Genomic DNA, 26513 nt, shown 5'->3' with positions numbered 1-26513 from the left:
CATATTAACCGCATGGACGCACAATTCCCAATGGCAGCAATGACTTGGATGACAGTATTTCCAGCCGCTCGACTTATTTATATAAAACGATACTTATGTCGCAGATTCAGCTTGGGTAATCACACCCACCTTGGAATCAATTGCGCAAGAAAATATTTGGCTGTGAGCAGGACAAAAGCCGCCAGCACTTAGGCTGGCGGCTGTTTTCTTAGTAGGGTAAGAAATCGAAAGAGTAGTTTAACGACGTTTGCGTAACGTTGTCCGCGGCAAAGCGGATTAACTTCAAACGCGAAAGTATCTTTCCTTCTAAATCGGGATCATTCAGATCACTGGACACAATAGACGCCGCCGACACGGAGCCATTGGGTTCAATCACCATTTTCACCACAACTTTACCCTGAAGGGTTGGGTTTTGACGTAGCGCACGGTTGTAGATCGCAAAAATTGCCGCTTTGTTTTTATCCATCACGCGGCGAATCTCTTCCTCGCTGCGACCGGATACATCGCGGTTGGTTTTGCTCGCCTTAACTTCCGTGCCGCCGGCGGCTAGCTTGGAATCTACCTTGGTAGTTTCGCGCCCGCCTAATGCAACACCGCCCGTTTCCCGACTCACTGCCGCGCTACTAATACCACCAGAGGTAGACTTGGCGCCGCTGGTAATCATGGATCTATCCATTTTCTCAGCTTCGGCTGCACCGCGAGTAATGTTAGCGCTGGCGATGTCTGAAGCATCCAAGGCTTCGCGCATATCCATTAAGTCATCTTGGAACTGCAACAAGCCAGATACAGCGGCTTTTTCCCGCGCTTTAGCTACATCGGGTTTTGGCGGCTCAACTTCCTTGGGCTTTTCCTTGGGCTTCTCAGGCTCCTTAGGCTTTTTCTCGGGCTTAGGCTCTTCCTTAGGCTTTTCCGGCTCCTTTGGCTTAGGCGGTGGCGGTGGCGGCAACGCCTGCTTTTCCAAAATAATTTTGGCTAAGGTGGGCGGTAGCGCCTCTGCCTTTTCACGGTCAATTTCTGGCACGTTAATCAGGGGCACAACAATACTGAGCAACAGCAAGACCACCAAAAGTATGCGTAGAATCTTGATGTAAACTTCGTTGTCGTGCTCTAGCGAGCTCCATGGCAGAAGTAGACTTGGCGGAATTCCTATAAATGATTTTTGCATAGTCCCCGCCTCAAGTTTCGCTAGCCGCTTTTTCTTCGGCTTTAGACACAGCCAAAGAAATATTGCGGTATTCGTTTTGAGCGCAGGTTGCCATCACTTTTTTAAGCAAGGTATAAGGTATGGCTTTATCACCCATAATGGTGACAGCGCGACCTTTCACTTGCTCTTCCGGTGTTAGCGGACGAGCCTTTGCACTTAAGTATTTTAGTTCTAACGCGAGCGCTTCTATATCGAGGCCTTTGGCTGCAATAACTTCGTCTACTCGCGCCACAGCTCTGCCGCCAACAATGAGGTCATTGGCATTGATCCGAACCACTAACGTCGTATCGGGCATTTGCTCAGAACTAGAGGTTGGCAGCACGATAGATTTATCGGTTTGCAAAACTTCTACATCCGACGAATTCACCAGCAGGAAGAAAACTAAAATCGTGAAAATATCCATCAGTGAAACGAGGTTAAGTTTTGAACCTTGTTTCTGACGCTTATGGTGCGCGGCCATGCGTTTAGCGCGGAGTGATTGTTTCATGGTGTAACACCTCCGGCTTCGGCAACGGGCGTTGCATCAAAATTAATATTTACCGGCGCATCACCCAGTGAAACATCGGGAAATAATGATGCATCCACTTCATTGGCGGCGACCACCGCTTTAAACGATCGAACTGTGTCCATGACAGATACGAGAGTTTGATAATCTGTATCTTTTTGCGACAGCACAACGATGTCTCGCTTTTCATTACCAATCTCTTCGAGGCGCTGTTTGATGGCCTGAAGGGTCACGGATAGATTTTTATAGTCTTGACCTTCATCGGTAGCCGGGATGCTTCTTAAACGGCGACCCGCCGGCTGGTTTATCACAAACCCTTCGGGGTAGATAACCACTTCCAATGAATACTGATCGGGCGTATCTGGGCTAGACGCTGGGTCTGCCGCCAAATCAGGTAACTTTAAATCCAACACGGTAATATGAGCGAACACCATTGAGAGCAACAAAACCGGCACGAGCACGATCATGAGGTTCATGAACGACGTAATGTCGAGCTCGGCCTCTGGCTTGTGTTTATGTTTGGATCTCAACATGCGTTAAACCTTTGTGAGAATAGTCAGTAACGTTTTTCAATGTGCTGCTGTTTTTAGGCAGCGCTAATGATTGGCAATAACGCCAACGTTGCTGTTATTAACTTGGGTCTTGCGTGCGCGTTTTGGTTACCACAGCACGGGCACTTGCCATGATGTTTAAACACTTAACACCAGCCATTTCGAGACTATCAACAATCTCAGTGGTTTTGGTTTGCAGCATGGCGTGCAATAGCAACAAAGGAATTGCAGCAATCAAACCGAAAGCCGTGGTGTTCATCGCAACCGAAATACTTTGCGACAGCAGCGAGGCTTTTTCCGTTGGATCTGCGTTGGCTACCGCGGTGAAGGCCGCAATCAAACCAATAATGGTACCCAGCAGACCTAACAAGGTGGCGATGTTAGCCAAAGTTGCTAGGTAGGGCGTGCGCTTTTCCAAGCGCGGCACGGCTTCCATTACACCTTCCTCCATGGCCAGCTCGATGTCGTCGCGGCGCTGTGATTCAGCCATGCGCGCAACACCAGAAGCTACCATGCGGGCAACGGGTGCATCTTCGGTGTTGCCCATGGAGACAACCTTCTTGTACTCGCCTTTTGCTAAGAGCGGCAAAATACGATCGAATGCGCGTCTATTGCTGATTTTTGCGTGAGTTAGAAACACCCAGCGCTCAATGGCGATGGCAAGCCCGATCACGAGGACGAGGGAAATGGGGTACATAAATGTGCCGCCATCCTGAAAAAATCGAAGAATGGTGTTGATGAAATCCATAGAAGGTTCCTCAGTGCTGGGGTTTAGTTGTCAACAATAGTTGGACTTTTAGTATCTGGTAGTAACGTTTCTATCACGTGAATTTCACGTTTTAGCTCATTCCGATCTACCAATAGAAATACATCTGAAAGCGCCGAGTTCATCGTGCCCTCTAATGCGCCACTTCTCTCCGCGTTTTGCCACGGAATTATATAGAGAACTTTGGGTTGCTCTTGGTTGCCGGTCACCGTTGTGCCTAAGGTGACGTCTTGACCAAAGCTAAATGCACTCATGCCCATCAAACAGGCCAAGGCTAGTAATGTTTTCATTCTGCACTCACCTCTTCGGTGGATTCAACGGGCGCTGTTTCAGACGCTGGCTCGGCGGGCAATCGGCGTTCTAAATCGATAATCCACGCGGCCATCAAACGATCCGGCTCGGGCTGTAAAGCTTGATAATTTTTGTATTGCACTAACGCCTCTTGCAACTTGCCCATGTAGAGGTCGTACAGAATGCCTAAATTTTTGTAGCTATCGGCGTGATCGGGCCAGACCGCGAGCGCTTGCTGATACAGGGCCTCAGCTTCGTCAAAGGCGCCGGCTTCGCGCTTTAATTGCGCCAAGGCGTTATAGGCGTAGATGTGCTGACTATTGAGCCCAATGGCATTGCGGTACTGCGCTTCGGCGTCTTCGGGCCGGTTTAACTTTTGATAAACCCGGCCCAAGTTATAGTACAAGCCGGCATAGCTAGGCGCTTGTGCTATCGCCTGCAGCAACAATGCTTCGGCCGAAGCCCATTGTTGCTTGGCCATAAGCCCATTGGCCTTTTCAAATATGGCGCGCACCTCTGGGTCGTTGGGTTCCGCTAATTGATCGTAGGGGTTGGGGCTAGGGACACGGGTGACAATGGCCGACGGATCGACCACTGGCAGCTCTACTTCGCGTTGCTGCGCATCTTTCTTTTCCACCGGCGCCGTATTACAACCGGCTAGCAACAGAAAGGCGATCACAAGTAAAACGCGAGAATAATTAACGCAGCGCATTGCTAACCTCCACAACGGCTTCCTGCTTTCTATATCTCGCCGGCAATAGCTTTTCTAATTCAGCAAAGCTCTGCTTGACCCAGCTATCATAGATACCGGCCCAGGATCTCTGCGCATTGGTTTCGAAAATTTCAATGGCTTGCTCTTCGAACGGAAAAGCCTGCTCTTCCAATAAAATTTCGTACTGCTCGAGCTCCAGTTCATCCAATCCTTTAGGACGCTGGGAGTCCATAAGATCGCGGCTAAGCTGAGCGTAGATGGCGCCAACCCGGTGACTGGCTTGGGTGGTGTACTCAGAGACACCGTAAGCGCTTAGCGCTTGGTATTTATTCAAGGTATTTTGCAGCGCCTTCTTCTTGTTTGCCAAAGAGGTTTTCAAGGGTAATTTCAACGGCAAGCTAGCAAACTGCTGGTAGGCTTCGTCGGCAAAAACGCTGGTTGCCATGGCCGCCAAAAAGATCGAGCGATCGGAGCGATTTTCGCCGGCGTCGCGATCGGTATCGATCATTTTGCGCAGCCAAAAATTGCGATTCTGGTCATTACCTTCCTGCAAATACAGTTCGCTCAATTTATATTGCGCTTCTAAATTTTGACTAAAGGGCTCGGGATAATTGTGCGCATATTCGCGATAGTAATTGATTGCCTCTGGCACTTTTTTATCGCGCTCATAGTACTCGGCGGCAACAAATAGCGACTGCTGTTGCAGCACTGGATCGGCACTCACCCTGGCTTGTTTTAATAATTCATCCGCTGCGAGCGACCAGCTCTCCTGTTTTTCATAGATCACCACCATTTTCGGCGTGATACTGGGCGTGAGTTTATGGTCTGGGTATTGTTTTCTAAAATCTAACAATAATTTCTGCGCTTCATCCCACTGCTCTAAATCCATTAAGTAACTAGCGGCATCGTATTGCGCGCTGATAGCAATATCACTTCCTGGAGCCAAAGCCTGCACCCGCACGAGTTGATCCACAGCGGCCATCACGGTGCCTGCGGCCAGTAACTGTTCGGCCGATCGATACACGCTCGCAGCAATGCGGGTGGTGATATCTTTGCGCGCCGGATCATCCTTTGGCAGGTAGTTGAGGACTTCCTGGTAGGCAGACTCGGCTTGCGCGTATTGATTAGTATCGTAATAACTTTGACCCAAAATGAGCCACGCGGTTTTGCGTAGCTCGGCGTTCGGCTCGGGCTGCCACTGGGTCACGCGCTGGGCGGCGATGATCGCCTCCTCGGGACGACCCAATGCGAGTAGTTCGTCGGCCGCCTGGGTAAGTACCGCAGCCGAGCGAGCGTCTGTAGGAAAGCTATCGGCAAAGCGTAGACTGGTGGCAATTTTCAACTCGCCCCAGGCCGCGCGATCCTCTTCAGACAAGGTATCGGTCGCCAATACTTCAGTGGCCGCAAGAATGGCACTATAGCCGGCCTCTGCTCCACGCTTGGCGTCCTTATAGCGGTAGGCGACACTTTCGAAAGCGGCAAAAGCGGATTCCATTTTGCCCGACTCATACAAGGCCTCACCCATCAAAAACGCCATTTCTGGGGTTTTCGGATCTTCGGGAAAGGTACTAATAAATTCTGAATACCAGAGCGCGGCCTGCGCATAGTGGCCTACGCGCTTGGCTATTTGTGCGGCGATCAATTTGTCTCTGTCTTCCGGCTTGACCGATTTATCAGTGCGCAATTTTTCCAAATCGGCCTTGGCCTGCTGGGCGCTGCTGTGCTCGTAGCTGGCCAGCTCGTCTAAAAAGGTATAGAGATGTTTGCGAATCGGCTCTCGATCTGTCTCCGGCAAGCCACTCCAATAGGCGCTGGTAAAACCGTAGTTGCGCACAAAGTCTTGTTTCGCCGGCAGAATCAACGAGGGGAAATTACCCTGCCCGTAGACCTCAATTTGCAGCACGGAAAATTTTGGCGAGTATTCATCGAGCGGATTGTTCGCCACGTAGTGACCGTAGGTATCGGCGCTATCGCGGTAGCGTTCTTTTTCCAAATACAAGCGACCTAGGTGCTCATACAGCAAGTGATGATAGTGGCGCTTACCGGTTTCCGCGTAGGTCTGCTCGATGGTATCTGGACCGTCGAGGTAGGAAAAAGTCACCGCCATAATGCGCAGCGAATCATTCAACAAATTGAAATTACTGGGCGCTAAGCTGGATGCCTGTGAGCCCTCAGGCAACAGAATATCCAATACTTGGGTGAAAGAATCCAAGCTTTGCGGGTACCAACCGCGTTTAAACATAGCCCAGCCATGCATGTAGGTGGCGTTGATGAAATACGGCGTCTCGGCACCGTGATCCATAACTAATTGATAACCGTCGGCGGCGGCAACGTAATTGCCCGCACTAAATGCCGCTTCGGCCTGGCGAAACTTTGCCTCGGCCACAAATTCCGCATCGGGATGATTGCTGGTCAGTGTTTCCAAGGCTTGCGTGGATTCTTCCATAGCGCCGGTGAGCGCGTAAGCTCTGGCGAGCTGATACACCGCCTCTTGTTGCCGCGCGGGATTGTAATGCTCATCCATAGGGTAGCTAAGGAGCGCTTTGTACTGGGTGACGACTTCAGCAAAGTACGGCGCTGGGTCTTCCACGCCATCTAATAATTTTTGTTCGGCGCGAATCATCGCCAGTTCAGCTAAACGCTCGTGAATATCGCGACGAATTTCTTCATCTTCCGCTACTTCTAGCGCCGCCTGATAATGCCGCTGCACGGTTTCCAATTCCGTATCGGCCACAATGGCCTGAACCTCGGGCATGCGCGCCGGCAAAAGGTTTTCCAGCTTTGGACTGTTGTCGACCAATTCGTCGTCAAACAGGCTACAGCTGGTTAGGCTCAACACACCCAGCAGGGCAATGGCCACCACTAGAGGTTTTGGTTTTATGCTGGCAATACCCATCACTGCTTTAACCGCTCATCGTACAGGCGCGCCACACTTAAGCGGGCGCGCGCTAGGTAATTTTTAACGCGAATTTGTTGCTCATCGAGTGCTTTCAATACTTGCGCTCGGAGCGCTTTTTCTTCGGCGGCCAATTGTTGATCAATAGCCATAGTTTCAGCTGCTAAACGCTGGTCGAGTGCGCTCATGCGCTGCTGATAGGGCAGAATTTCAGGCGCTTCATCAATGGCTTTTTGCAGCGACTTTTGCGTTTGCGTGAGTTTTTCAAGCTGAGCGTTTAGCTCGGCTAAGTGACGCTTTTGTGCCCATAAATTTTCTGAGAAATTATTCTGCGCCTGCCAGCTAATGATGCCCCGGAAAAACTTCAGCTGTCGAAGCTCCTCACTCATATCCTCGCCACTGGCGCTCATGTCCTCGAGGTTCTCAAGAGCGGTGTCGACAATGTCTAAGTTATCGAGCAAATCTTCGTCGGTAATCAGCGCTAAATAGTCGCGGTCTTTCTCTACCGCCGTAACCCAAGCGCTTAAGTCGGCGGCTTGTTCGCGCAATTCGGCCTCTTGGGTCAGCAAGCCGGTGGCTTCCATGTTGGCGAGTTTTTGTTCGCGCACCTGACCGCGTAGAACCAACAGGTCTGCGTACACACGTTGCTTTTCGTTCCACTGTTTTAGCGTTGCCTGCAAGAACAATAGATCCCGCACCGACTGCACTTTGGTTTGAAAGTCGTTGCGCGCAAAAATTTCCGTAAGATAGGCTAGCTCTGGCTGCAGCGCGACTTTTTCGTCCAGTGCAAACCAACTTTGATTCTGATTGCTGGCCGCTGAACGAATACTTTCTAATAGAAATTGCTCGGCTAATTTTTCTCGCAAGCTAGCAATTTTTTCCAGCTCGCGCATGAAGATTAGCTCGGCACTTTCATAGGCCGATAAAGCGGCCACATCGGCATTTAGCTGCTCGTATGCATAAGGTATCGCCAACAGCGATTCTAACACTGGGCTCTGCTGTAGCGAGCCTTCACTTAAGGTTTGCCAAGGCGCTAAGGCCTTGTCGTAATTCTTGCGCGAAATCTCTGCCCAACCCAAGCCAAGCAACGCGCGGTCTGAATAGGGGCCGGTTAGACGCACCCGTTGAAACTGGGCCACCGCATCATCGTATTCACCTTGCTGAATGTGCACATAGCCACTTGCGGTGTAAGCTCTATCGCGCAGCGCGCGCTGTAGCTTTTGCTCAACTGGGTTTGCGTTAAGTTCCGTGCCGGTGACATTGGCCAGATATCTTTGCGCCGCCACGGCATCGCCTTCGCGGCCAAAAGACACACCCATGTTGTAATGAATCAGCTCGGCCCAATTGCCCAAGTTCTCTAGGCCATCAACAAGCTCTTTTGCGCCTTTGAAGTCATTATTGCGCAACAACACCTGCACCCGCATAGAGGCCAGTTCGCGCTTCAGGCGCTTATCCACCTCGGGCGATATTTGACTAAAACTCTGTTCGGCGCCGAGCCAATCGCCTTGATGGTACTGCAACTTACCAAGGTAAAACCAAGCCGTATCGCGCACTACTTGCGGCCGAGCTTGATCGAGTAATTTGGTAAAAGCAGCCCCGGCGCGCTCTTCCATGCCGAAGGCTAGGCCGATACTGCCGGCAATGAGTTCAGGGTTATCTTTGTGGCCTTGAATACCACCGCGCGCCTCGGCCACCATGAGTTCACTCAAGGCGGCAAAATAATTGGCTTGGTAATATTCGTACAGGGTTACGCCATAGCGCAGATCAGCCACGCTAGTTGGGAGGGGTTCGTCGGCCGCAAAGCTCGCCGCCGAGGCAACCGTAAGCGCAGCCAGCAGGGTGCGTTTCACGGCGGTAATACAGCTAGGCCGTGTCACTATCAGTTATCCCATTCCTTGATATCAAACTCGGGCTGCATGCGCGCCGTCGAATCGGTGATGCGAATCTCCAACACCTTGGGGTCTTCGTCTTTGTCGATCGTTAGCCGAGCGCCGCGCTTGTAATCGCGGCCATCGGGACCCTGGCCCACGAATATGGCACTGATTTCATGGGCACCGGCTTTCAGGTTACCCAGATACAGACGCTGAACGCCGCCGCGAAACAGTGCATCAAGCTGCTGATGGGTGTAGAGGTGGCTAGCGACTAGCTGGTCATCCACCATGAGCTTGACCGAGTCGAGGGTAAAGAACTTGCCCACGTCCATCGACAGAAACACGCTCATCTGGGTATTGGCTGGGAATAATAGTTCTTCTTCGAGGATGAGTAGATCTCGATTTAATTCCAGCACCCGCTGTTTTAACGCCTCAACGTCGCTGGCTTCCTGCGCTTGCGCGCTAGCGATTCCCAGCGCTAAGGCACAGAACGCACTTGCGCCCCAGCGCCGCCATTGGTTGCTTTTCAACATCCTTAATCCCCGAACTTATTTCGTTATATATGCCAGGTAAGGCACAGGCCAAACCCAGCTAGCTAAAACATCGGCATTGGCACGCCAAGTAGATTGACACAAAAAGCCGCTAGCTTACCGGTTCGCTCGTGCAAAATCCTTGGTGTATCCCACATTTAGCGAATTCTACCCAGCCCGAGGCTTGAAACCTACCGGCAGGCAGGCTTAAGCCCTTAGTTCTGGGCGGGCGGCATTAATCCACTACTGAAATGCAGTTTGCCACTGGAATCGATAATTATTGCATCGAACCCCGGCAGCTGCTCGATCAACGCCAAACCTTTTTCCACACCCAATACAAAGACGGTGGTTGAGAGAGGATCGGTATCGAACCCCTGCTGGCCCAAGACCGTCACACTGGTAACGCCTTGCGTGGCCTTACCGGTTTGTGGGTTCATGATGTGGTGTATGCGCTCGCCCGTGGTTTCGTCGATAAAGAATCGTTCGTAATCACCAGAGGTCGATATTGCCGTACTTTCCAAAGGCAATTTAAGCGCCATAGCCTTTTCGTTGCGCGGATTTTTCACGCCAACCACCCAGGGTTTACCGCGCTTATTACCCAACAATCGACTGTCGCCACCGGCACTCACCGTCGCGTGGGCAACGCCAAAGCCTTGCAGCACCTCTATGGCTCTGTCGACCGCATAACCCTTGGCAATGCCGCCCAGATCAATGCGGATATCGGGATGCGCAAAAGCCAAGCTCAGCTTATCGCGATCCAACGTCAGTAGCTTGTAGTTAATGGCCGGTAGCAAGCGCTCTCGGTCGGCATCGCTAGGCTGAACCTTGGCTCGATAGTCGTAGCTAAAGCCAACTGAGGCAAAGGTGATATCGAAGGCACCGCTGCTCAGGTCACTGTAGTGTATCGAGCGCGCAATCAGTTCGGCAAACGGCGCACTAATAGGGACCGGCGCCCGCGCGGCTTGCTGGTTGACCTTATACAGCTCGCTGGTTTCTACCCAAGGGCTAAGCCATTGATCGATAAGGCGCATTTCGGCCATCACCGCCGCCGCCGCTTGCTCGCCCGCAGCGCTATCGTCGTGCCAGAGGTAAACACTGATTTCCGTGCCCATGATGGCGTCGGTTTTATAGATCCAATCGGCTTGGCTAATCAGCGACAGACTCGCAAGCCACAGAAGCAATAACAGGCGCAACATCTATGGCAACCGGGTTTCAATTAAGTAAGCGCCATCTTTTTCCTCAAAACCCATCATGGCCAAGCCCTCACCCCACTGCAATTGGTAGGATTCGGAGAGCTTTAGGGACGAGCGCAGATGCATTTCAAAACCTTGGTTACCCAACCGAACCTCCGGAGCATTCGCCTGCCACTGCAGCGCGCTGTCATCGCTCACCAAGCTAAAATCAAAACCGCTATTGGGCGCCGCGGCCGCCGACACCTGGAGATTTAAATGACCAAAGTTTTGCCAATCTTTGCCGATAAGCACATTTAAATTTTCAATGCGCCCGGCGCCCGTCATCTGCTCAACCTGCGCGCCGGAAAGCTGAAAATCATCTAAAGCCAGCATGACTCGACCACTGGCCTCAAGCGGCGCCATAAGCTCGATAAAGCTGGCGGGGAAATTGATTCTTAGATTTTCTGCCCGGACATTGCCGGCAGCCGATGCACAAACGCGACCCTTAACTTGCTGAACAGTCAACTGGGTTTCCACCTCAGCACAAGCCTTTAACGCGAGTAGCGAGAAAGGCTCTAGGCGCCAGGAAAACTCGCCGATATCGAAGATAAGGTTGTTGCCGCGCACCTTGCCCAGCTGCAAACGCGCCGACTTCGCCGTGCCGGCCCAGAGGCTACCGGACACACCTTGCAGCTGCAGCCCAGCGTTGGCGGCCAAATTAGCAACCAGCGTCGGTGGCGCGAGCAGTAGCACCCAAACAAAAAGCAACACTACGCCTAGAACAATCCAACGCCAAATTTTCATAACTCGTTCACTTCTGTTTTTATCTCTGCGCTTAGCGCGCTTGTTCTAATCGTGCCGTTAATAAAACCCAACCTTCTTTCTCCGTTGGATTTATGGTCAGCTCGTTGACTTTGACACCAACCACGGCCTCCATCTCATACAGCCACTGCCAAACCGATTGCGTTGGCGAAGCTTCGAGACGCACAAAGACTTCGCCTTGCTGCCCCGGCTGAATGCCGCGAATAGACAAGCCGTACTTGCGCAGACTGACATCAATAATTTCGGTCATGCTGGCATTGCTCGAGCGCGTATTGGCATCGCCGGTAGATCTGCTGGCCTCGAGCTGTGCGGCCAATTGATCCACTTCCGCATAAATTTGTTGCGTGCGCACTAAGGTTTTTGATGCCTCATCCCTAAGCCCATGAATGGGTTTAACAATCACCAGCCACAACAACATCAGCGCAATACAACAGCCGCCAATGGCGAGCAGGGTTTGCTCGCGTAGTGGCCGAGCAAAAAGAAATTCTGAAATAGGGTTTTGATTGGTCATTTTCTGGTTACCTTCAAACGCGCCTGATGCACACCTTGATTGACGTTAACGGACAACACCTCGGCGCCAAAGCCCTTGGCTTTAAAATTTGCGCTCAGCGCGTCTACATCGGCCAAGGCCGGCGCTTGAATCGTTAAGCGAAGCTCTTGGGCATCATTGATAAACTGCAAGTTTTTCACTTCCACGCCGTCGATGGCAGTGAGCACAGGCACCGAGTGCGACAGAATAAACAGCGCGTTACTGGCACTGCCGGTGTTGCCTAAGCGATCCACTTGGTTGCGCAATTGCTTGAGCGGATCACTGATCGCGCCCACCGGTACCGCCGCGCGGTAGCGTTCAGTGATCGCAGCTTTAACATCTTCGGTGCGGCTACTGGCCAGCTGCCACTCCGTTAAGGCAACGGCCAAATGCACCGCCAAACCGATGCCCAACAACAGGGTTGGCAAACGCAATTGCGCCCACCAGCGCGCGATGGGAATACGCGGAAAAAAATAACCCACCGCCAAGTTCACGCTATTGAGCGTGGTCGCGGCCAGTGGGGTTGCTAGCACGCGGCGCTTTTGCACTACCGCCTGCAAAGCTTGCGGTAACGCTTGGGCGAGCTCGGCCAGGCCGTCGTTCGATTCGGCGATAAGCTCAATCTGCGTTGGCACCTCGCGCTTGGCCATCAAGCTTTTAAAGAAAAGTGGCGCCAAACTCAAAGCAAGAGTGCCGTAGAGGTTGCGGCTAAAGCGATAATCAATACGATCGCCCTTTAACAAAAAACACCAGCCACTTTCGCCCAGCACCGGCAATAAACACGCCTCGCTGGTAACTAGGCTGATCGACATGTTTTTTTCCAGCAGTGGCGTTAGCCACTGGCTAAGAAGGGCTTTGTCGGTATAGGCAAGATCCACGCTATCGCCAACCAAACTTGAAAAAACAAAATGTAGATCCTCTACATCTTCGATAATGTCTTCTTCGAGCTGAAAGGGTATAAGTTTTTTATAGTGCCTGCGCTCCACCTCGCTCACCGTCACACGGCGGGTGACCACGCTGCTGGCGGGAAGCACCACAACAACATTGGCCGGCAACACCTCAAACGCCTGTAGTAGGCTATCGGCGTCGCCTTGCGACACACCCGACCACTCGCCCTGCTGGTAAGTTTGCCATTGATAGACGGCACCGGCGTCAGCTTGCTCAGCGGCCAAAGGGTAGAGATAAAGCCCTTCAAGTGTCGCTTGCTCAGCAACAAACTCGGCGGGTGCATCGGTCGATGTCTGGGTCATTAATTCTGTTGTCATGATCTTCTACTTTTGTTAACGCCTGCGATCTGTGTTCGCATCGTTATTGTCATTTTTTGTTTCAGCGCGATCGCCACTACCACCTTTTGCATTGCTGGTTGTTGCGCTTGACGATTTGTCCATCAAGCTTTGCAAGCTGGTGCTTTGACCGGCGGCATAGCGCGCCACAACTTTTACATCCGCGCTATCTCGAAATAATAAAATGCGTCGGTTTACGATTTTGTCTTCAATTTGCACTTCGGTGTTTAACCAGAAATATTCGGAGCTAACGGTTAAATCCGACACATCGAGCGCCGTGCCTGGCAAGATCGCAGAGAAGTCTGGATTATTGGCCAAATCTGCGGGCGCGGCAAAGCCGCTCTCGCCACGCCACGAGGCAAAACCCTCCAGTGCTTGGGCCTGCAAGGGCAGCAAATCTGTCGGCGCGTTAAGCGTTTGTAAAATACGCATCGAACGCTCGGGCCGAATGGTATTGATATTTAATTTCGTCTGGCTATTCGGCAGCACCACTAAGTAGGGTGAAATGGCCTGATAGATTTCCGGTGTTATACCTTGCACCAGTCGTAACTCTTGCAATGACTCCATTAGCTCGTTCGGCGGCACCCAGGAGACGCCTGCCTGTTGATACTGTAACGCCTCTGCACCGCCATAACCGATGGTATTGTCGTCGTTATCAATCCAATCAACCACCGCCTCGGTAATAGCCACGGCCAAATTCATATCGATGATCACCTTTGCCAAAGGGTCGTCGGGATCTGCCGTGACACCATCAAAGGTTTGCAGGAACCGAATAAAGCGCCGCTGTGGCTCGGTGAATCGGCCTGGGTCTAAAGGGTTAGACTGATTCTGAATGCCGCCATCCAAACTATTGATATTTATAAGGGCCTGAGCATCGGACAAACTACCCATTAAACTTCCACCCGGTATGGATTCGCTGACCGGGTACTTAGCCCAATCTTCTTCGGCGTGATCGGTGGTGGAATTATTGGCGTCATACTTTAATACGCCTATGGCAAAGGGCACCATAGAATCCGACCACAGTTCTTGCTGCGCTCCGTAAAAACCATTCACCGCGCGCGCCTGCACCAATTGCATTTGGCTGGCATAGTTCACCGCCAAACCGGCCACCAAGGCGACAATCAGTAAGGCCAGAATCAATACCGCGCCGCGCTGCTTAGAGAGCTGCATTAGCCGTCAACCCCCAGTAAAAACACCCGCTTTATCTCGCCCAACTCTTTTAACTCAAGCACGACCTCTACCGCTTGCGGCAAAGACGAACTGCTGGGGCCCGAGGTGCGTGTAGCGGTGGTGGGCCACACATTTGACCAACTGCTCTCGGTTTCAAACGGACTGCCTGGCACTAGGTATTTGAAGGTGACATTGTTGACGTCGGAAATTATGCGTCGCGCCAAAGACACATCTTCGATGTACACCTCATCGGTAATGGGGTTGTCGCCAAAAATTTCGCTATCGATTGGGCGAAAGAATCGCCAAATTGCGCCTTGATGCCAGGCATAAGTCACATGCTGCAAATCACTGCGTTGGGCTTGGCCGAAGTTAACCCAATCGGCGCGCACCAATCGCAATAGGCGATGATCCGTATCCAAACTTTCTAATAGATTTTTGCGCTGTTGTTTTAAATCCCGGGTTTCGTAGACTTCGCCGTAACCTTGGAAGCTATCGTCTTTGGTTTCCTCAGCGCCCGCTAAACTTTGGCTAACTTCTTCGCCGATGAACTCAAATTTTCGACCGACACGCACCGAACGCAAATCCTGCTCTATCAGCGAGAATAATCGCTCCACTTCCGACAATTGGTCGCCGAGGCTCTTGCCGCGCTCCATGGAAACGGTTGCCGAGCCAAGGGTTTGCACGGCCAAGGTGGCAATAATCGCAGTGATAAAAATAGCAATTAGAACTTCCACTAAGGTAAAGCCAGCAGCGGATAACTGGGTATTTCTGCGCCAGCGCTGGTTGCAGCTATTCATTGAAAATAACCTCAACCGAGCTCAAGGCCTCATCCGGCTCTAGGCCGGCGCTAATTTCTAGGCGCTGCATATTAAAGCCTTGGCCGAGAACATCCTGGAAATTTTTCGCCGTCATCTTCCAGTACCAGCGCACCCCGCCCAACTCAACATCGCCGCTCTCGGAATCGGATAGTTTGCCCTTGCCCTGTTTTTTCCACACGGCATATTCGGCCACTTTGTTTTGCACCACATAGAGCGCCAAGGTTTTATTGCGTAGCAGCGCTTGGCTATCGCCCTGGGATTGCATCTGCCCGAGCAGCGCCGGCAAGGCGATGCCGATGATCATCAAGGCCACCAACACCTCGACTAAACTGAAACCTTTTTCGCGCTGATTGCTGTTAAGGTTCATAGCTGTCTGCCTGGACCAAATCGCCGGTGACATCGATGGCGATATAGCCGATAGGTACATCTTGATAACTCAAGCGCATTTCGAAATTGGAAATCTCGCCGCTGCCGCTAAAAATCACTTGTGGCGTTTCAGCTTCTTTACTGATATCGACCGGCTCTTCGTCTAAACGCAGCTCCAAGGCCAAGCCTTCCGGCAAGGTCAACTCGGTAAAAGGTGCCTCTGCCGGCACCCAGGTGCCAGCGCGATAGCGAAACCACGCGATGGTGACTGTCGGCTCGGTTTGGCCGCTGTATTGGCCATCAAACTGACTGCTAAACAGCAAGCCGATAAGATCGCCCTGCAGCGCCGCACTTTCATCGGCAAAGCGCAGTAGCTGATAATAGCGATCAATTTCCTGTCGAACTTTACGCTCTTCACTGCCGCCCAAGTTAAAATTCACCATGCCGATCGCAAGCCCTATGATCAATAGGACTACCATCAACTCGATGAGTGTAAAACCTCGGGCTCGTTGCACAGTTAATTTTGCTCGTCGAAGTCGCTCATGCTCATCCAGTTACCCACGTCGGCCGCCTGGCCTTCGCCGCCAGCAACACCATCCGCGCCCAGTGAATAAATATCAATTTCACCGTGCTCGCCCGGGCTTAAATATAAATACACATTGCCCCAAGGATCTTTCGGCAGGGCGCTTAAATAACCGCTGGCCGGGTAGCGCTTAGGCACTGGATCTAAACTCGGCTTAGTCACCAAGGCTTCTAAACCCTGCTCACTGGACGGATACATGAAGTTATCCAAGCGATAGGTTTTCAATGCGGTTTCAATGGCTTTGAAATCAGCAAAGGCCTTTTGCGTGCGCGCGCCGTCTGCTTTATCCAACACATTGGGTGCAACAATACTGATCAATAGGCCCAAAATGACCAAGACCACCATAATTTCAATCAAGCTAAAACCTTGGTTACGTTTCATTTTGCTCATTAACACACCTCAGACTCTCGGTTTAAACCATTGTGTTCATTTCGAATATCGGTAGCAGAATTGCCATCACAATTCCGGTCACTAAAATACCCATGACTACCACCACCATGGGCTCCATGATCCCGAGCGCAGCCGCTAGGCGCCATTCCAACTCGCGATCCATGTTGCGCGCAGCGTGTTCAAGTTGCTTATCCAAATCGCCACTTGATTCACCACTCGCCGTCATTTGCACCAACAGGGGTGGAAATAATTTGGTTTTTTCCATGGCGCGCGACAGGCTCGAACCCTCTTGCACGTCCACCGCTAATTTTTCACTGGCCTTGGCCATCACCGCGTTGGTCATGACCTGGGTCGAGATTTTAATGGCGTCTAGCAAAGGCACACCACTGCCCGTTAGCAAGCTCAGGGTGGAGGCAAAACGCGCAGAATTGATTTGCGCGCTGATTTCGCCAAACACCGGCAAGCGTAAAATAATGCCGTGCCATCTCAATGTACGCGACGGTTTTTGCAGCCACTTTTGCAAGCCCATAATAGCGAGCAAGAGCGCCAATAAGGACCACAAGCCCCAATTGCTTAAATAATTGCTCACCGTAATTAACACGATGGTTAAGGTGGGAAGCTCGCGATGGCTGTGGGCAAAAACCGAGGTCAGTTCGGGCACCACGAAGGTCATCAGCATGGCGATGACACCCATGCTCACCACCAGTAATACCACGGGGTAAATCATCGCCATGCGCACCCGCTGGCGAGTTTCAAACGTAGCTTCTGTGTAAGCGGCCAGCCGCTCCAACACCGGGCCCAGATAACCGGCACTTTCACCGGCGCGCACCAAGGCGCGATACATGGAGTCAAAGGCGTGGGGCGCTTCAGCCAGCGCTTGGGCAAAGCTATGGCCTTCGAGCACGCGCGAGCGCACGTGTAAAATCATTTCTTTTAAATTTTGTTTGCGCTGCTGGTTGGCGGTGCTTTGCAATGCTTCAACCAAGGGCATACCGGAATTTAACAATGACGACATTTGCCGTGTTAATACCGTTAACTCTGAATCTTTGATACGGCGGTGAAATTTTGGCATCCGAAAGGAAAAAGACAGCGATGGCACCTCGCGCCCCATGCCACCGCTCGCCACTTTGACATTGATTGGCTTTAAATTTCGCCCGCGCAATTCGGCGCGCACACTGCGCTCGGAGTCACCTTCCACAACGCCCTTTTGCTGACGGCCGTTTTCATCGATAGCTTGATAGGAAAATGCAGGCATGGGCTTAACTCAAGGTGGTCACGCGTAGTACTTCTTCTACGCTGGTTTCACCGGCCAAAATGCGCGCTTTACCGGCATCCAATATCGACGGGCTAAATTGACGAGCATAGGCCAACATGGTTTGCTCGCCCGCGCCCTCGTGAATTAACTGGCGCATCTGCTCATCGATAACGATGTGCTCATAGATACCAACGCGGCCGCGATATCCGGTGTGATTACATTTTTCACAGCCGTTGGCCGAAAATATTTCGCCCTCTGGGGCAAAACCTAATTGTTCGCACTCCGCCGGGGTCGGTTTGTGGGGTTTTTTACAGGCACACAAACGCCGCACCAACCGCTGAGCCATGATTAAATCCAAGCTCGACGACAACAAGAACGCTTCAACGCCCATGTCCAACAAACGGGTAACTGCACCGATAGCGGTATTGGTGTGCAAGGTGGATAACACCATGTGACCGGTCAATGACGATTGCACGGCAATACTCGCCGTTTCACCGTCGCGAATTTCACCGATCATCACCACGTCGGGATCTTGCCGCAGTATGGCACGCAAGCCGCGCACGAAGGTCATGTTGGCCTTGCTGTTAACTTGGGTTTGGGCGATGCCAGGCAACAAATATTCCACTGGGTCTTCAATGGTCATGATGTTGCGCGAGCGATCATTAATCTCGGTGAGGCCGGCGTAAAGACTGGTGGTTTTACCCGAACCCGTAGGCCCGGTAACCAAAATAATACCGTGCGGTTTTTGCAGCGAAGCGGCGAAGGCTTTGTGGGTTTTTGCCGGCATATCCAATTGATGTAATTTCAATGCGCCGGCGGCCTGATCTAGAATACGCAACACCGCGCGTTCGCCGTAGGCTGAGGGCAAGGTGCTGACGCGGATATCAATAGTATGGCCGGCCAATGTCACCGACATGCGGCCATCCTGGGGCAAGCGCTTCTCGGCAATATCGAGCCGCGCCATAACTTTAATACGGGAATTAATCAAAGGCGCCAATTGCGCCTTGGCCTGTAGCACTTCGTTTAAAACACCATCGACCCGAAAGCGCACCGCGACGCGATCTTCACAGGGCTCAAGGTGAATATCCGAGGCCTTAGCCTTAACCGCTTGCGCCAAAATGGCGTTGATCAAACGAATGACCGGGGCATCATTATTGCCCGCCAGCAAATCGCCTTCTTCTGGAATGTCGTCGACTAGCTGCGACAAATCCATATCGGCAACAGCCTGCTGCGCCGCGTCTGAATCGTCGTGATACACATCTTTCAAACGCTGTTTGAAATCGATATCGGGAATTTCGACAAAGTTTAACGCCGTGCCGTAATGGCGCTGAAGCTCGACGATGACCTGATGATTAACGCCGGCCCTGTGCAACAATTCGTCGCCGGCTAGCAGCACACCATGGGTTTGCGCAAAGCTAAAAGGTAGAAGCTCTCTCATTGCCGCTACTTACCGCTCTCGGCTTCTTGCTGCGCTTTTTCGGCGCCGGGCATAATGAAGAGTTCGCCTTTACCGGGATTCCAAGGTGCCATTTTATTTTGCTCGGGAGCGTCAATAAATGAGCCTTGCATGCTGCCGGTTTTTTGCTGAATTTCGTAAATGTAGCGATACTTTTCTGCAGTAGCGCCGCGCATGGCATCGTCATCGCGTAGCACGGTAGCGCGAATAAAAACCAGCAAATTACTTTTCACAATTGTTTCAGAGGTAGAGCGAAATAGCCTACCTAGAAATGGAATATCACCGAGCAACGGCACCTTTTGTTCACCGGTTTGCACATCGTCCTGCATCAAACCACCGAGCACAACCACTTCGCCGTCGCTGGCCAAGACCTTGGTTTCGATGGTGCGTTTATTGGTAATCAAATCCGTGGCAGACACCGTATTTGCCGCAATACTTGAAACTTCCTGTTTGATTTCCAACACCACGGAATTGCCTTCGTTAATGTGTGGCGTTACCTCTAACATGATACCGACGTTTTCGCGCTGAATAGTCTGGAAAGGGTTGGAGCTATCGGAATTGCTATTGGTAAAGGAGCCAGTAACGAAAGGAACGTTTTGACCCACATTAATGGTGGCGGTGTGGTTATCGGAGGTTACTATGCTCGGTGTAGAAAGAATGTTGGCGTCGGTTTGACTTTGCAGTGCATTTACCAGAACTAAAAAATCAGTGCCGCCACCAGTGGATACTTGGCCTAGCGTTTGACCGGTAATACTAGCCAAACCACCAATCATCGCGCCTAAACCATCGTCTTCATCTGCATCGATGCTACCCAAGGCACTGTTTGGTAGTGCCGAGGAACCGAAGGTGCCATTCTTGGTCCCGAACAACCACTGCACGCCCAAGTCCTGACTGTTGTCGTCTAGAATTTCTACGATGATCGCTTCTACTAGTACCTGCGCACGGCGAATATCTAAACGCGCAATGACGGATTTCAGAGATTGTAGGGTAGCGGGATCAGCGGTGATTAATAATGAGTTGGTATCTTCGTCTGCCTCGACACTCGTTTCCGTTGCCGCGGCACCCTCGGCTTTATCGAGTTTGGACATGTTCTTCACAACATTGGTCAGCACGGTGGCAACTTGTTTCGCCTCAGCATATTCCAAGTAAACCACCTGCACGTTGCCGCTTTGCTGCTGTGGCATATCCAACCGGCGTATTAAATCTTTTACCTTACTGCGCGCTAAATCATCGCCCGAAATCAACACACCATTGGAGCGCTTGTCTGCGACCAACATCGGCGCGTTGTCGTTACCGGCTTTGCCCGCTTCCTGACGCTGTAATTGGGTGAGAATGCGCACCAAGTCTTCGGCGCCGGCATGCTTTAGATTCACCAGCTCGGTGGTATAGACGGCGGAGCGATCAATGCGGTCGATCACTTCCTGCAAGCGCGCAATATTCGCTTCTGTGTCAGTAATGATAATGGCATTGCTCGGATCGTAAGCGGCCATGTGTGCGTGTTGCGGCACCATGGGGCGCAGTACCGGCAAGGCTTTTGATGCCGAGACATTTTTTAACTGAATCACTTGAGTGATCATGCCATCGCTGCCGCGAGTTGCGGTGTCTTTTACTTCCAGCGGCAAACTACGGGCTTCTTTCGAGCTGACAATACGCGTTACATCGCCCGACTCGATGGCGGCAAAACCGTGCACATCCAAAACCGCCAGAAACAGGTTGTAGAGTTCATCTTGGGTCATCTCCTTAGAGGAAATAACTTTGATGCGGCCTTTTACCGAGGGGTCGACAATAAATGTGCGGCCGGTGGTATCGGCAACATATTTGACCACCTCTTGAATGTCGGCGTCTTTGAAGTTGACTGTGTAACTAGGACCGGCCGCTTCTACCGAAACGGCAAAAAGGCTTGCCGCTAAGACAGCGGTGGCGAAAAATTTAGTTGTATTTAGCACGGCTTTTTTCACGGATTTCTTCTTTTTAGTCAATTACTGCTGCACTTGGCAATAACCAAGCACCCTAATGTTTTTATTCTAACGATACATCCAAGGTTGTTTCTTGGTCGCGCCGCAAGATAGTTAACGTCGCTTGCTTCGCGTCTCTTAAGGACTTCGCCACTTCGACCGCAGTGGCCGCATCGGATAATTTGGTGCCATTCACGGCGGTGACGATATCACCTGACTGCAGGCCTAGGTTGTCGAATACATCCCGGTCGCGCCCAGGCCTCACTTCAAAGCCGATGACATCAGGACCCTCGCGCTTCAAACTGATTTTGACCACGTCGGCCAGAGACTCTGCGCTCAAATTTTTGTCATTGACGAAACGCTGGGCTACGTCTTGGCTAATTTTTGCACTGCTGCGCATCGGCCTAGGGGCTGGTGCCGAGGCCGGCTTCGCGCGCGTGCTCTCGTCGTAAAGCCAGAGAAGTTCGTAGCGGCCATTATTTTCGATCACTATTCGATCCGGCAAAACTTTACTGAGCTTTACATTCGCACCGCCAGGCAAAGCGTCGCCGATGGCGTACAAGCTTTGGTTGGCGCCGTTGGCGATAATGGCCTTGTCGGACGCGGCATCGCCGGTGGCAAACACGCCTTGCAGTTCAAGTTGCAAGCGCGTCTCCTGAGCATCATCTTCGATGGATGGCGCCACTGTTTCGACCACTGCTTCCGCAGCTGCTTTACCGAAGGGATTGAGTTGCGCGAAACTTTCGATATCGACACCGGCTTGCGTCTTCTGCTGGTTCAACAGGGGCAAATTGACCGAGCTACCTTGGGCGACAAAGCTATTCGGTTGCGCGGCCACTAGCCAAGTTAATCTGGCGACGCTAAAGGTTAACCAGCTCAATAACAGCAGCAGGCCGAGGTTGCGCCAAACTGTGGGCGAAACTGCAGACACCAAGCGTACCGTTGAGGCGGTGAGGGTATGAAATTGGGCTGACCAATCTCGGTTCGTTAAGTTGATGGCTCTATCCTCGATGTTTCTTTGTGTTTATTGGGGTGCATTCAAGGCAGTGGGCCATCATAGCAGGAGTTTTACGTTGGTTTGACAGTCAATTGTACAGAATGTTGCAGCTTTGCAGGCATTGAGGCAATTTGCGGGGGGACATTACGCGATCTATATGTCATTGACGTTTCGCGCAGAAAAAAAGAGCCCTAGTGGGCTCCTTTTTTATATCGGCTAATCAAGCGCTAGTTAGGGATGGTGCCCGATACGATGGGCTCAAAACTGGTTAGCAAGTCTCGCGCCGATGCATTGCCCAAGCCTTGGCTCGGGAAGTAATTAGCCGTGGCAAAGTCACCTTCCTGACCGTGTAGAGCCATGTAGTTTAGAACCACAGTCTCAACCAGAAGGTTAACGTTGTTGGCGCAAGGGCTGGACGCGGTTTCCACATCGCCACTGGCGCGCATGTAACCAATTTGCTGGTTATTGCTGCCATCTGGGTTGGTGCGCAACTGCGGTCTTGAACCTGGGTTGTAGACCAAGAAGAAGGCCGACGCAGTTTGCTGGTTGTCACCGGTCCAGACGCCCTTACCGGCACCATCCATGGAGTTGTCGAGCATGCCATTACTGAATACCGAGCCATCCGAGCAGACATAGATCATCACCGGCTTGCCTTTCTTGGCGGCGTACTCGAGCACCGCACCAATGCAGCGGCCGGCGCGCAAGTCGCGGCGCTCACCGGTGGCGCGGTCGCCAGTGTGGTAGTCGTAACCACCCATGGTGACTGTGCCGGCACCGGCGTAGCCCTCAATGACCAACTTGGCGATTGAGGCAGTTTTTTGGAACTCGCCGTCAGTAGCAAATTCCAATGCAGTAAATACGCCGTCAGGCCCAACCAAATCTAAATCTTCCGCAGGATCTAAAGCGGCGGGGTTACCAAATTTATTCGCTAAATGTGCAGCCTTGACATAGCTACAGCGCAAGGTTTTTTCAACTGCCTCTCTCTCTGCCGTGTTCAAACCGGTATCGAGCTTTTGGATTTTCTTATCGCTAATGCGATACATAGATTCCATTACGCCCACGGTTTCTTGTTGCGATAGCAAACCAACCAAGTCACCGGTATCCACCAAGCCAGTCACATCGCTGCGACGGTCAACTTTGGTGGGACGGACTGCGGCATCAATCATGGCCGCTGGCGCCATGGAGTTACCGCCGGAATCGGAGCTGCGCGAACCCACCAGGGCTAATAAATCGCCGAAAGCGCCGGCTTTGTTAATGCCGTACATGGGGTTGTGCGGGTTGTTGCCGGTATCGTTTTCCGAGCGAGCGGCAATCACGGCGCCGTTAGTGGTGGCCATGGCCGTCACCGCGCGCTCGGTAATACCACGCAGCAAGGCGCTATCAGAGTGGAAGGCCAACCCCAAGCGAGTATCGACAAAATCATTGGTGTTGGTGTCAGGATTGGTGATCGAAGGCACCATATCGCCGGGCAAACCCTGCTTGCTATAACCGGCCGTGGATAAGAAATCCAACTGGCCGCCGCGGCCGCCGACTAACACGTTGGAGCCGGCAAAGTTGGCGCCACCGGCGAGATCGAAACAAATAAACGGGATCTTGCCGCCACCAGCATCAGGAATATCACAATAGCCCGTACGCAATGCAGCAATGTCTGCTGAAAGATCCGCATATGATTTATTCCCCGCTAGGGCGAGTAAGCTGCCGCCAACTACCGTGCCAATGCCGGCGCGAAAACCCTGCGCCAGCATGTCTCGACGGGACACAGGCTTATGCATGTCTGGGTGACGGAGCGCTTCGTCCGGCTGAAAACCTTTAAATTTCTTGCTCATAATATTTTCCTAGCCCCCTTATTGCAGAAGCATCAATGCACTGCCAGTGGCGGCAGCACAGGCGGCTTTAACAGTGTTCAGTGTGCGCGCTTGCTGTGTTTTACAAGGATTATCATCCGTGCTCACGCAGGTAGCTGACATCTTATCAATCAAGCTGTGCAGCTCGGCCTCAATTTCACCGGCGTTGGGCTGATCCAACATCACGCTAGTACCGGAGGGAACATTGGTGAAATTATGCGCCAACAGGCGGGCCACGAGTGGATTAATGATCTTGTTTTGCTCCGCCGTATTACCGCTCAAGCTGCTGACATTCTGAGTGAAATCAAAGCCAGGGAAGTAAGTCGCGCGCTTAGCGGTATCGTCCACCAATTCGCTACAGTACTTCACCGCCAACTGGGTAATACCCATTTGGTGGGCAGCTAAAAAGCCTTCGACATTTTCAGCGGTTGGCATCTGCTGGCGCACGGCATTAAAGGTGGTCACCACATTGCCATTGGTTTGCGGCACAGTGGTTAACTCGCTCAAGGAGCGATTGATTTCTTCGTAGTGGCGCAGGGCAATCTTCGATTGCAGCGGCAGATCTACGGGCGTACCTGCTGGCTGTGGATCAGCCTCGACGCGGGTAAATTGGTTGCTGCCAAGTTGATCGAAGGTCAGGAAGAACACATCGGAGGTGGGGCCCTTATCCAACGGAATCACGGTGCCGAGCGGCGACAGCGGTAAGCCTTCCGGCAGATAATTAGCGGCGCTAATCACCATGTCCAACTTGCCATAAGCCTGACCAACAGTGGCTTCCTGGCCATTCACACCGATGCGCATACCCTTGAGCACGATATCCGACGCTGGCGTGGCGGTGCCATCCAAGCTGATGAAGAAAGGCGAGTTAAACAGGTAGCCGAAGTCGTCAAACTGCTGCACTTCAAACACCACATAGGCTTCGGGCATGTCGATCAGGTGCGACACGCTAAACAACAGGAAGAACTTCTCGCCCACACCGGCATCGTAGTTGGTTTGAATATCTTCTATGGCCAAGGCACGATTGTGTACCGCGAGCAGGCGGATAGAACCCAGCCATGGGTTAGAACTGCCAACCTCGGAACCTAACGCGAAGGCAAAGCTGCTATCCCAATTGGCTAAGGTGCCGCCGGCAATGGGATCGGCGCCGCTAACCAACTCGCCGTTCACATAAATGGCGCGACCGGTTACCGGGCTGTAAGTTAACACCACGTGTTGTAGGGTGGCTTGCAACACTTCATCGGCATTGGGGGTAGACACCAGCGGCATGCCGTTGGCGTCGTTACCAATGCTGTTGCGGTTGGCAAAGTCGTAGTTATACAGAGTTTGCCCAAGCATGAAGTTGCGACTATCGACACCACCCGAGTAGGTAATGATGCGCGCTGGGCCATCTTGGGTCACGTTATCCGGAATAACCCAAGCCTCGATGGAGTACTCGCCTGTGGCGGTAAGTAAATCATAGAGCTTGCGGCTATTGGCCGTTGACGCGCGGGCATTGCCGCCGTTGAATTTCACGCCCCAAGCACCCAACCAAGAGGTGTTATTCGATAGCGTTAAAGGCATCGCCGGCTGCATACCCGAGGTATCGTAAGCCACAGTGCCGCTACCGGTTTTAAACTGGTAGAGCGCGATTACATTGTTCTCAACTCGGCCGCCCGAAGAGGCAACAATACCGTCCTCAGCCAGATTCATCGCCTTCGAAACCACCAAGGCTGGGTCGACTTCAATGGGGTCAATACTGTCGGCGAAGGCGCGAATAGCCGCCTCCATTTCATTTGAGGCCGCCGCACAGTTGTTGTCCCAACAGTTATGGAACTCGCTGCGCAACCGCACCACTAAGCGCGAATTTTCTGGCGTATCTAAGTTGATACGCGAGCGCGCGGCATCGTAGGAAACCTGTATTTCCGACTCGCCAATAAAGGGCTGCTGTTTGTTGGCAGATTCACTCGCATGACAGTTGCTGCAATATTGTTCCAGCAGATCATGCACTGGCTCAAAACCGTCTGGAGTGGCCGGGAAGCTCTTGCTCGCACCCACATCTTTAAGCGGCTCCGGCGCGGTTAAAATAACCGTGTTAGCGACACTGCCGCTAGCTTGAGCCCAGAGTCTAATCATAAGCGTAAGCTCGTCGCCACAGACGCTAGCGGGCTGGTTATCCCAACAGTTGTGACCACCACCAACTTTGGTGACTAGGCGCGACGCAGCTGGGTTGGCGATGTCCACCAAACTTTCATCCAACACCACGTTGTAGGCTAAGTTAACGTCATCCCGACGTACAAACTGAGGGCTTTGGCCACCGTCAACATGGCATGAGCCACAGCGATCTTCAGCAACCAATTTATCCCAAACATTAATCTTAAAGCTTTGCACGTCATCGGTAGATGGTGCTGGGCCGGTATACACAAAGCCGGTGTTACCACCGCCGGCGTTAGGGTTATTGTTGGTAACAGTTTCAGCACCCGAACCACCGCCACACGCTGTTAACACAGCGAGGCCGAGGGGCAAAAGGGCGCGGCCAATATTGGTCATCGTTAACATAGTCTTAGCGCC

The 26513-nt window shown here is 52.2% G+C and carries 24 protein-coding genes; all 24 read right to left on the bottom strand.

The window, feature by feature from the left end; genetic code table 11:
• Nucleotides 1-208: 208 nt before the first annotated feature.
• Nucleotides 209-1165 carry an AgmX/PglI C-terminal domain-containing protein gene (locus tag QWY82_RS04505; RefSeq protein ID WP_290260282.1) on the bottom strand — a complete coding sequence of 319 codons (957 nt, stop codon included), beginning with the start codon at nucleotides 1163-1165 and terminating at the stop codon, nucleotides 209-211.
• A 10-nt stretch (nucleotides 1166-1175) separates the two neighbouring features.
• Complete coding sequence (locus QWY82_RS04500) at nucleotides 1176-1691, bottom strand: ExbD/TolR family protein (RefSeq protein WP_290260280.1); 516 nt, start codon at nucleotides 1689-1691, stop codon at nucleotides 1176-1178.
• Nucleotides 1688-2242, bottom strand: coding sequence for an ExbD/TolR family protein (locus tag QWY82_RS04495; RefSeq protein WP_290260278.1), 555 nt, complete (start codon nucleotides 2240-2242; stop codon nucleotides 1688-1690). The genes QWY82_RS04500 and QWY82_RS04495 overlap by 4 nt, the downstream gene beginning before the upstream one ends.
• 97 nt (nucleotides 2243-2339) lie before the next feature.
• Nucleotides 2340-3008 carry a MotA/TolQ/ExbB proton channel family protein gene (locus QWY82_RS04490; RefSeq protein WP_290260277.1) on the bottom strand — a complete coding sequence of 223 codons (669 nt, stop codon included), beginning with the start codon at nucleotides 3006-3008 and terminating at the stop codon, nucleotides 2340-2342.
• Nucleotides 3009-3031: 23 nt separating this feature from the next.
• A complete protein-coding gene (locus tag QWY82_RS04485) occupies nucleotides 3032-3316 on the bottom strand; it encodes a hypothetical protein (protein WP_290260275.1) in 285 nt (94 codons plus the stop codon).
• Nucleotides 3313-4029: a tetratricopeptide repeat protein gene (locus QWY82_RS04480; protein ID WP_290260273.1), complete on the bottom strand. Its 717-nt coding sequence runs from the start codon at nucleotides 4027-4029 to the stop codon at nucleotides 3313-3315. The genes QWY82_RS04485 and QWY82_RS04480 overlap by 4 nt, the downstream gene beginning before the upstream one ends.
• Nucleotides 4016-6925, bottom strand: coding sequence for a tetratricopeptide repeat protein (locus QWY82_RS04475; protein WP_290260271.1), 2910 nt, complete (start codon nucleotides 6923-6925; stop codon nucleotides 4016-4018). The genes QWY82_RS04480 and QWY82_RS04475 overlap by 14 nt, the downstream gene beginning before the upstream one ends.
• Nucleotides 6925-8802: a tetratricopeptide repeat protein gene (locus tag QWY82_RS04470; RefSeq protein ID WP_290260269.1), complete on the bottom strand. Its 1878-nt coding sequence runs from the start codon at nucleotides 8800-8802 to the stop codon at nucleotides 6925-6927. Before QWY82_RS04470 ends, QWY82_RS04475 begins: the two co-directional genes overlap by 1 nt.
• A gap of 2 nt (nucleotides 8803-8804) precedes the next feature.
• Nucleotides 8805-9329: an AraC family transcriptional regulator gene (locus QWY82_RS04465; RefSeq protein WP_290260267.1), complete on the bottom strand. Its 525-nt coding sequence runs from the start codon at nucleotides 9327-9329 to the stop codon at nucleotides 8805-8807.
• 212 nt (nucleotides 9330-9541) lie between these two features.
• Entirely contained in the window at nucleotides 9542-10522 is a 981-nt protein-coding gene (locus tag QWY82_RS04460) for an FAD:protein FMN transferase (RefSeq protein WP_380736102.1), read from the bottom strand.
• Nucleotides 10523-11302 carry a type II secretion system protein N gene (gspN, locus tag QWY82_RS04455; protein WP_290260265.1) on the bottom strand — a complete coding sequence of 260 codons (780 nt, stop codon included), beginning with the start codon at nucleotides 11300-11302 and terminating at the stop codon, nucleotides 10523-10525. It abuts the gene before it with no gap.
• 31 nt (nucleotides 11303-11333) lie between these two features.
• Nucleotides 11334-11831: a type II secretion system protein M gene (locus QWY82_RS04450; protein WP_290260263.1), complete on the bottom strand. Its 498-nt coding sequence runs from the start codon at nucleotides 11829-11831 to the stop codon at nucleotides 11334-11336.
• Nucleotides 11828-13114 carry a type II secretion system protein GspL gene (gspL, locus tag QWY82_RS04445; RefSeq protein ID WP_290260261.1) on the bottom strand — a complete coding sequence of 429 codons (1287 nt, stop codon included), beginning with the start codon at nucleotides 13112-13114 and terminating at the stop codon, nucleotides 11828-11830. Before gspL ends, QWY82_RS04450 begins: the two co-directional genes overlap by 4 nt.
• A 15-nt stretch (nucleotides 13115-13129) precedes the next feature.
• Nucleotides 13130-14302 (bottom strand): type II secretion system minor pseudopilin GspK, encoded by a 1173-nt coding sequence (gene gspK / locus QWY82_RS04440; RefSeq protein ID WP_290260260.1) that lies wholly within the window; start codon nucleotides 14300-14302, stop codon nucleotides 13130-13132.
• Nucleotides 14302-15099 (bottom strand): type II secretion system protein GspJ, encoded by a 798-nt coding sequence (locus tag QWY82_RS04435; protein ID WP_290260258.1) that lies wholly within the window; start codon nucleotides 15097-15099, stop codon nucleotides 14302-14304. The genes gspK and QWY82_RS04435 overlap by 1 nt, the downstream gene beginning before the upstream one ends.
• On the bottom strand, nucleotides 15092-15487 hold the full coding sequence (gspI, locus tag QWY82_RS04430) for a type II secretion system minor pseudopilin GspI (protein WP_290260256.1): 396 nt from the start codon (nucleotides 15485-15487) through the stop codon (nucleotides 15092-15094). The genes QWY82_RS04435 and gspI overlap by 8 nt, the downstream gene beginning before the upstream one ends.
• A complete protein-coding gene (gene gspH / locus QWY82_RS04425) occupies nucleotides 15477-16001 on the bottom strand; it encodes a type II secretion system minor pseudopilin GspH (RefSeq protein WP_290260254.1) in 525 nt (174 codons plus the stop codon). Before gspH ends, gspI begins: the two co-directional genes overlap by 11 nt.
• Nucleotides 16002-16003: 2 nt before the next feature.
• Nucleotides 16004-16450, bottom strand: coding sequence for a type II secretion system major pseudopilin GspG (gspG, locus tag QWY82_RS04420; RefSeq protein ID WP_290263453.1), 447 nt, complete (start codon nucleotides 16448-16450; stop codon nucleotides 16004-16006).
• A gap of 31 nt (nucleotides 16451-16481) precedes the next feature.
• On the bottom strand, nucleotides 16482-17714 hold the full coding sequence (gene gspF, locus QWY82_RS04415; RefSeq protein WP_290260252.1) for a type II secretion system inner membrane protein GspF: 1233 nt from the start codon (nucleotides 17712-17714) through the stop codon (nucleotides 16482-16484).
• Nucleotides 17715-17718: 4 nt separating this feature from the next.
• Nucleotides 17719-19152 carry a GspE/PulE family protein gene (locus tag QWY82_RS04410; protein ID WP_290260250.1) on the bottom strand — a complete coding sequence of 478 codons (1434 nt, stop codon included), beginning with the start codon at nucleotides 19150-19152 and terminating at the stop codon, nucleotides 17719-17721.
• Between the two features lie 5 nt (nucleotides 19153-19157).
• Nucleotides 19158-21128: a type II secretion system secretin GspD gene (gspD, locus tag QWY82_RS04405; protein ID WP_290260247.1), complete on the bottom strand. Its 1971-nt coding sequence runs from the start codon at nucleotides 21126-21128 to the stop codon at nucleotides 19158-19160.
• 61 nt (nucleotides 21129-21189) lie between these two features.
• Nucleotides 21190-22056: a type II secretion system protein GspC gene (gene gspC / locus QWY82_RS04400; protein WP_290260245.1), complete on the bottom strand. Its 867-nt coding sequence runs from the start codon at nucleotides 22054-22056 to the stop codon at nucleotides 21190-21192.
• A gap of 293 nt (nucleotides 22057-22349) precedes the next feature.
• Nucleotides 22350-23948, bottom strand: coding sequence for a general secretion pathway protein GspF (locus QWY82_RS04395; protein WP_290260244.1), 1599 nt, complete (start codon nucleotides 23946-23948; stop codon nucleotides 22350-22352).
• Between the two features lie 18 nt (nucleotides 23949-23966).
• A complete protein-coding gene (locus QWY82_RS04390) occupies nucleotides 23967-26501 on the bottom strand; it encodes a LamG domain-containing protein (RefSeq protein WP_353958676.1) in 2535 nt (844 codons plus the stop codon).
• Nucleotides 26502-26513 lie beyond the last annotated feature (12 nt).

The sequence above is a fragment of the Simiduia curdlanivorans genome (genome assembly GCF_030409605.1).
GTDB classification, from domain to species: domain Bacteria; phylum Pseudomonadota; class Gammaproteobacteria; order Pseudomonadales; family Cellvibrionaceae; genus Simiduia; species Simiduia curdlanivorans.
The sequence above is the reverse complement of the archived record's forward strand: the minus strand, read 5'-3'. Positions and strand labels throughout refer to the sequence as shown.

What these genes read in the sequence shown, in the direction of transcription:
- gspL (WP_290260261.1), bottom strand. Translation starts at nt 13,114, where the DNA reads ATGACAACAGAATTAATGACCCAGACATCGACCGATGCACCCGCCGAG.
- QWY82_RS04465 (WP_290260267.1), bottom strand. Translation starts at nt 9,329, where the DNA reads ATGTTGAAAAGCAACCAATGGCGGCGCTGGGGCGCAAGTGCGTTCTGT.
- gspG (WP_290263453.1), bottom strand. Translation starts at nt 16,450, where the DNA reads ATGAAACGTAACCAAGGTTTTAGCTTGATTGAAATTATGGTGGTCTTG.
- QWY82_RS04500 (WP_290260280.1), bottom strand. Translation starts at nt 1,691, where the DNA reads ATGAAACAATCACTCCGCGCTAAACGCATGGCCGCGCACCATAAGCGT.
- QWY82_RS04410 (WP_290260250.1), bottom strand. Translation starts at nt 19,152, where the DNA reads ATGAGAGAGCTTCTACCTTTTAGCTTTGCGCAAACCCATGGTGTGCTG.
- QWY82_RS04460 (WP_380736102.1), bottom strand. Translation starts at nt 10,522, where the DNA reads ATGTTGCGCCTGTTATTGCTTCTGTGGCTTGCGAGTCTGTCGCTGATT.
- QWY82_RS04485 (WP_290260275.1), bottom strand. Translation starts at nt 3,316, where the DNA reads ATGAAAACATTACTAGCCTTGGCCTGTTTGATGGGCATGAGTGCATTT.
- QWY82_RS04395 (WP_290260244.1), bottom strand. Translation starts at nt 23,948, where the DNA reads ATGAGCAAGAAATTTAAAGGTTTTCAGCCGGACGAAGCGCTCCGTCAC.
- QWY82_RS04495 (WP_290260278.1), bottom strand. Translation starts at nt 2,242, where the DNA reads ATGTTGAGATCCAAACATAAACACAAGCCAGAGGCCGAGCTCGACATT.
- QWY82_RS04505 (WP_290260282.1), bottom strand. Translation starts at nt 1,165, where the DNA reads ATGCAAAAATCATTTATAGGAATTCCGCCAAGTCTACTTCTGCCATGG.
- QWY82_RS04390 (WP_353958676.1), bottom strand. Translation starts at nt 26,501, where the DNA reads ATGTTAACGATGACCAATATTGGCCGCGCCCTTTTGCCCCTCGGCCTC.
- QWY82_RS04490 (WP_290260277.1), bottom strand. Translation starts at nt 3,008, where the DNA reads ATGGATTTCATCAACACCATTCTTCGATTTTTTCAGGATGGCGGCACA.
- QWY82_RS04450 (WP_290260263.1), bottom strand. Translation starts at nt 11,831, where the DNA reads ATGACCAATCAAAACCCTATTTCAGAATTTCTTTTTGCTCGGCCACTA.
- gspK (WP_290260260.1), bottom strand. Translation starts at nt 14,302, where the DNA reads ATGCAGCTCTCTAAGCAGCGCGGCGCGGTATTGATTCTGGCCTTACTG.
- gspF (WP_290260252.1), bottom strand. Translation starts at nt 17,714, where the DNA reads ATGCCTGCATTTTCCTATCAAGCTATCGATGAAAACGGCCGTCAGCAA.
- QWY82_RS04480 (WP_290260273.1), bottom strand. Translation starts at nt 4,029, where the DNA reads ATGCGCTGCGTTAATTATTCTCGCGTTTTACTTGTGATCGCCTTTCTG.
- gspN (WP_290260265.1), bottom strand. Translation starts at nt 11,302, where the DNA reads ATGAAAATTTGGCGTTGGATTGTTCTAGGCGTAGTGTTGCTTTTTGTT.
- gspI (WP_290260256.1), bottom strand. Translation starts at nt 15,487, where the DNA reads ATGAACCTTAACAGCAATCAGCGCGAAAAAGGTTTCAGTTTAGTCGAG.
- QWY82_RS04475 (WP_290260271.1), bottom strand. Translation starts at nt 6,925, where the DNA reads ATGGGTATTGCCAGCATAAAACCAAAACCTCTAGTGGTGGCCATTGCC.
- QWY82_RS04435 (WP_290260258.1), bottom strand. Translation starts at nt 15,099, where the DNA reads ATGAATAGCTGCAACCAGCGCTGGCGCAGAAATACCCAGTTATCCGCT.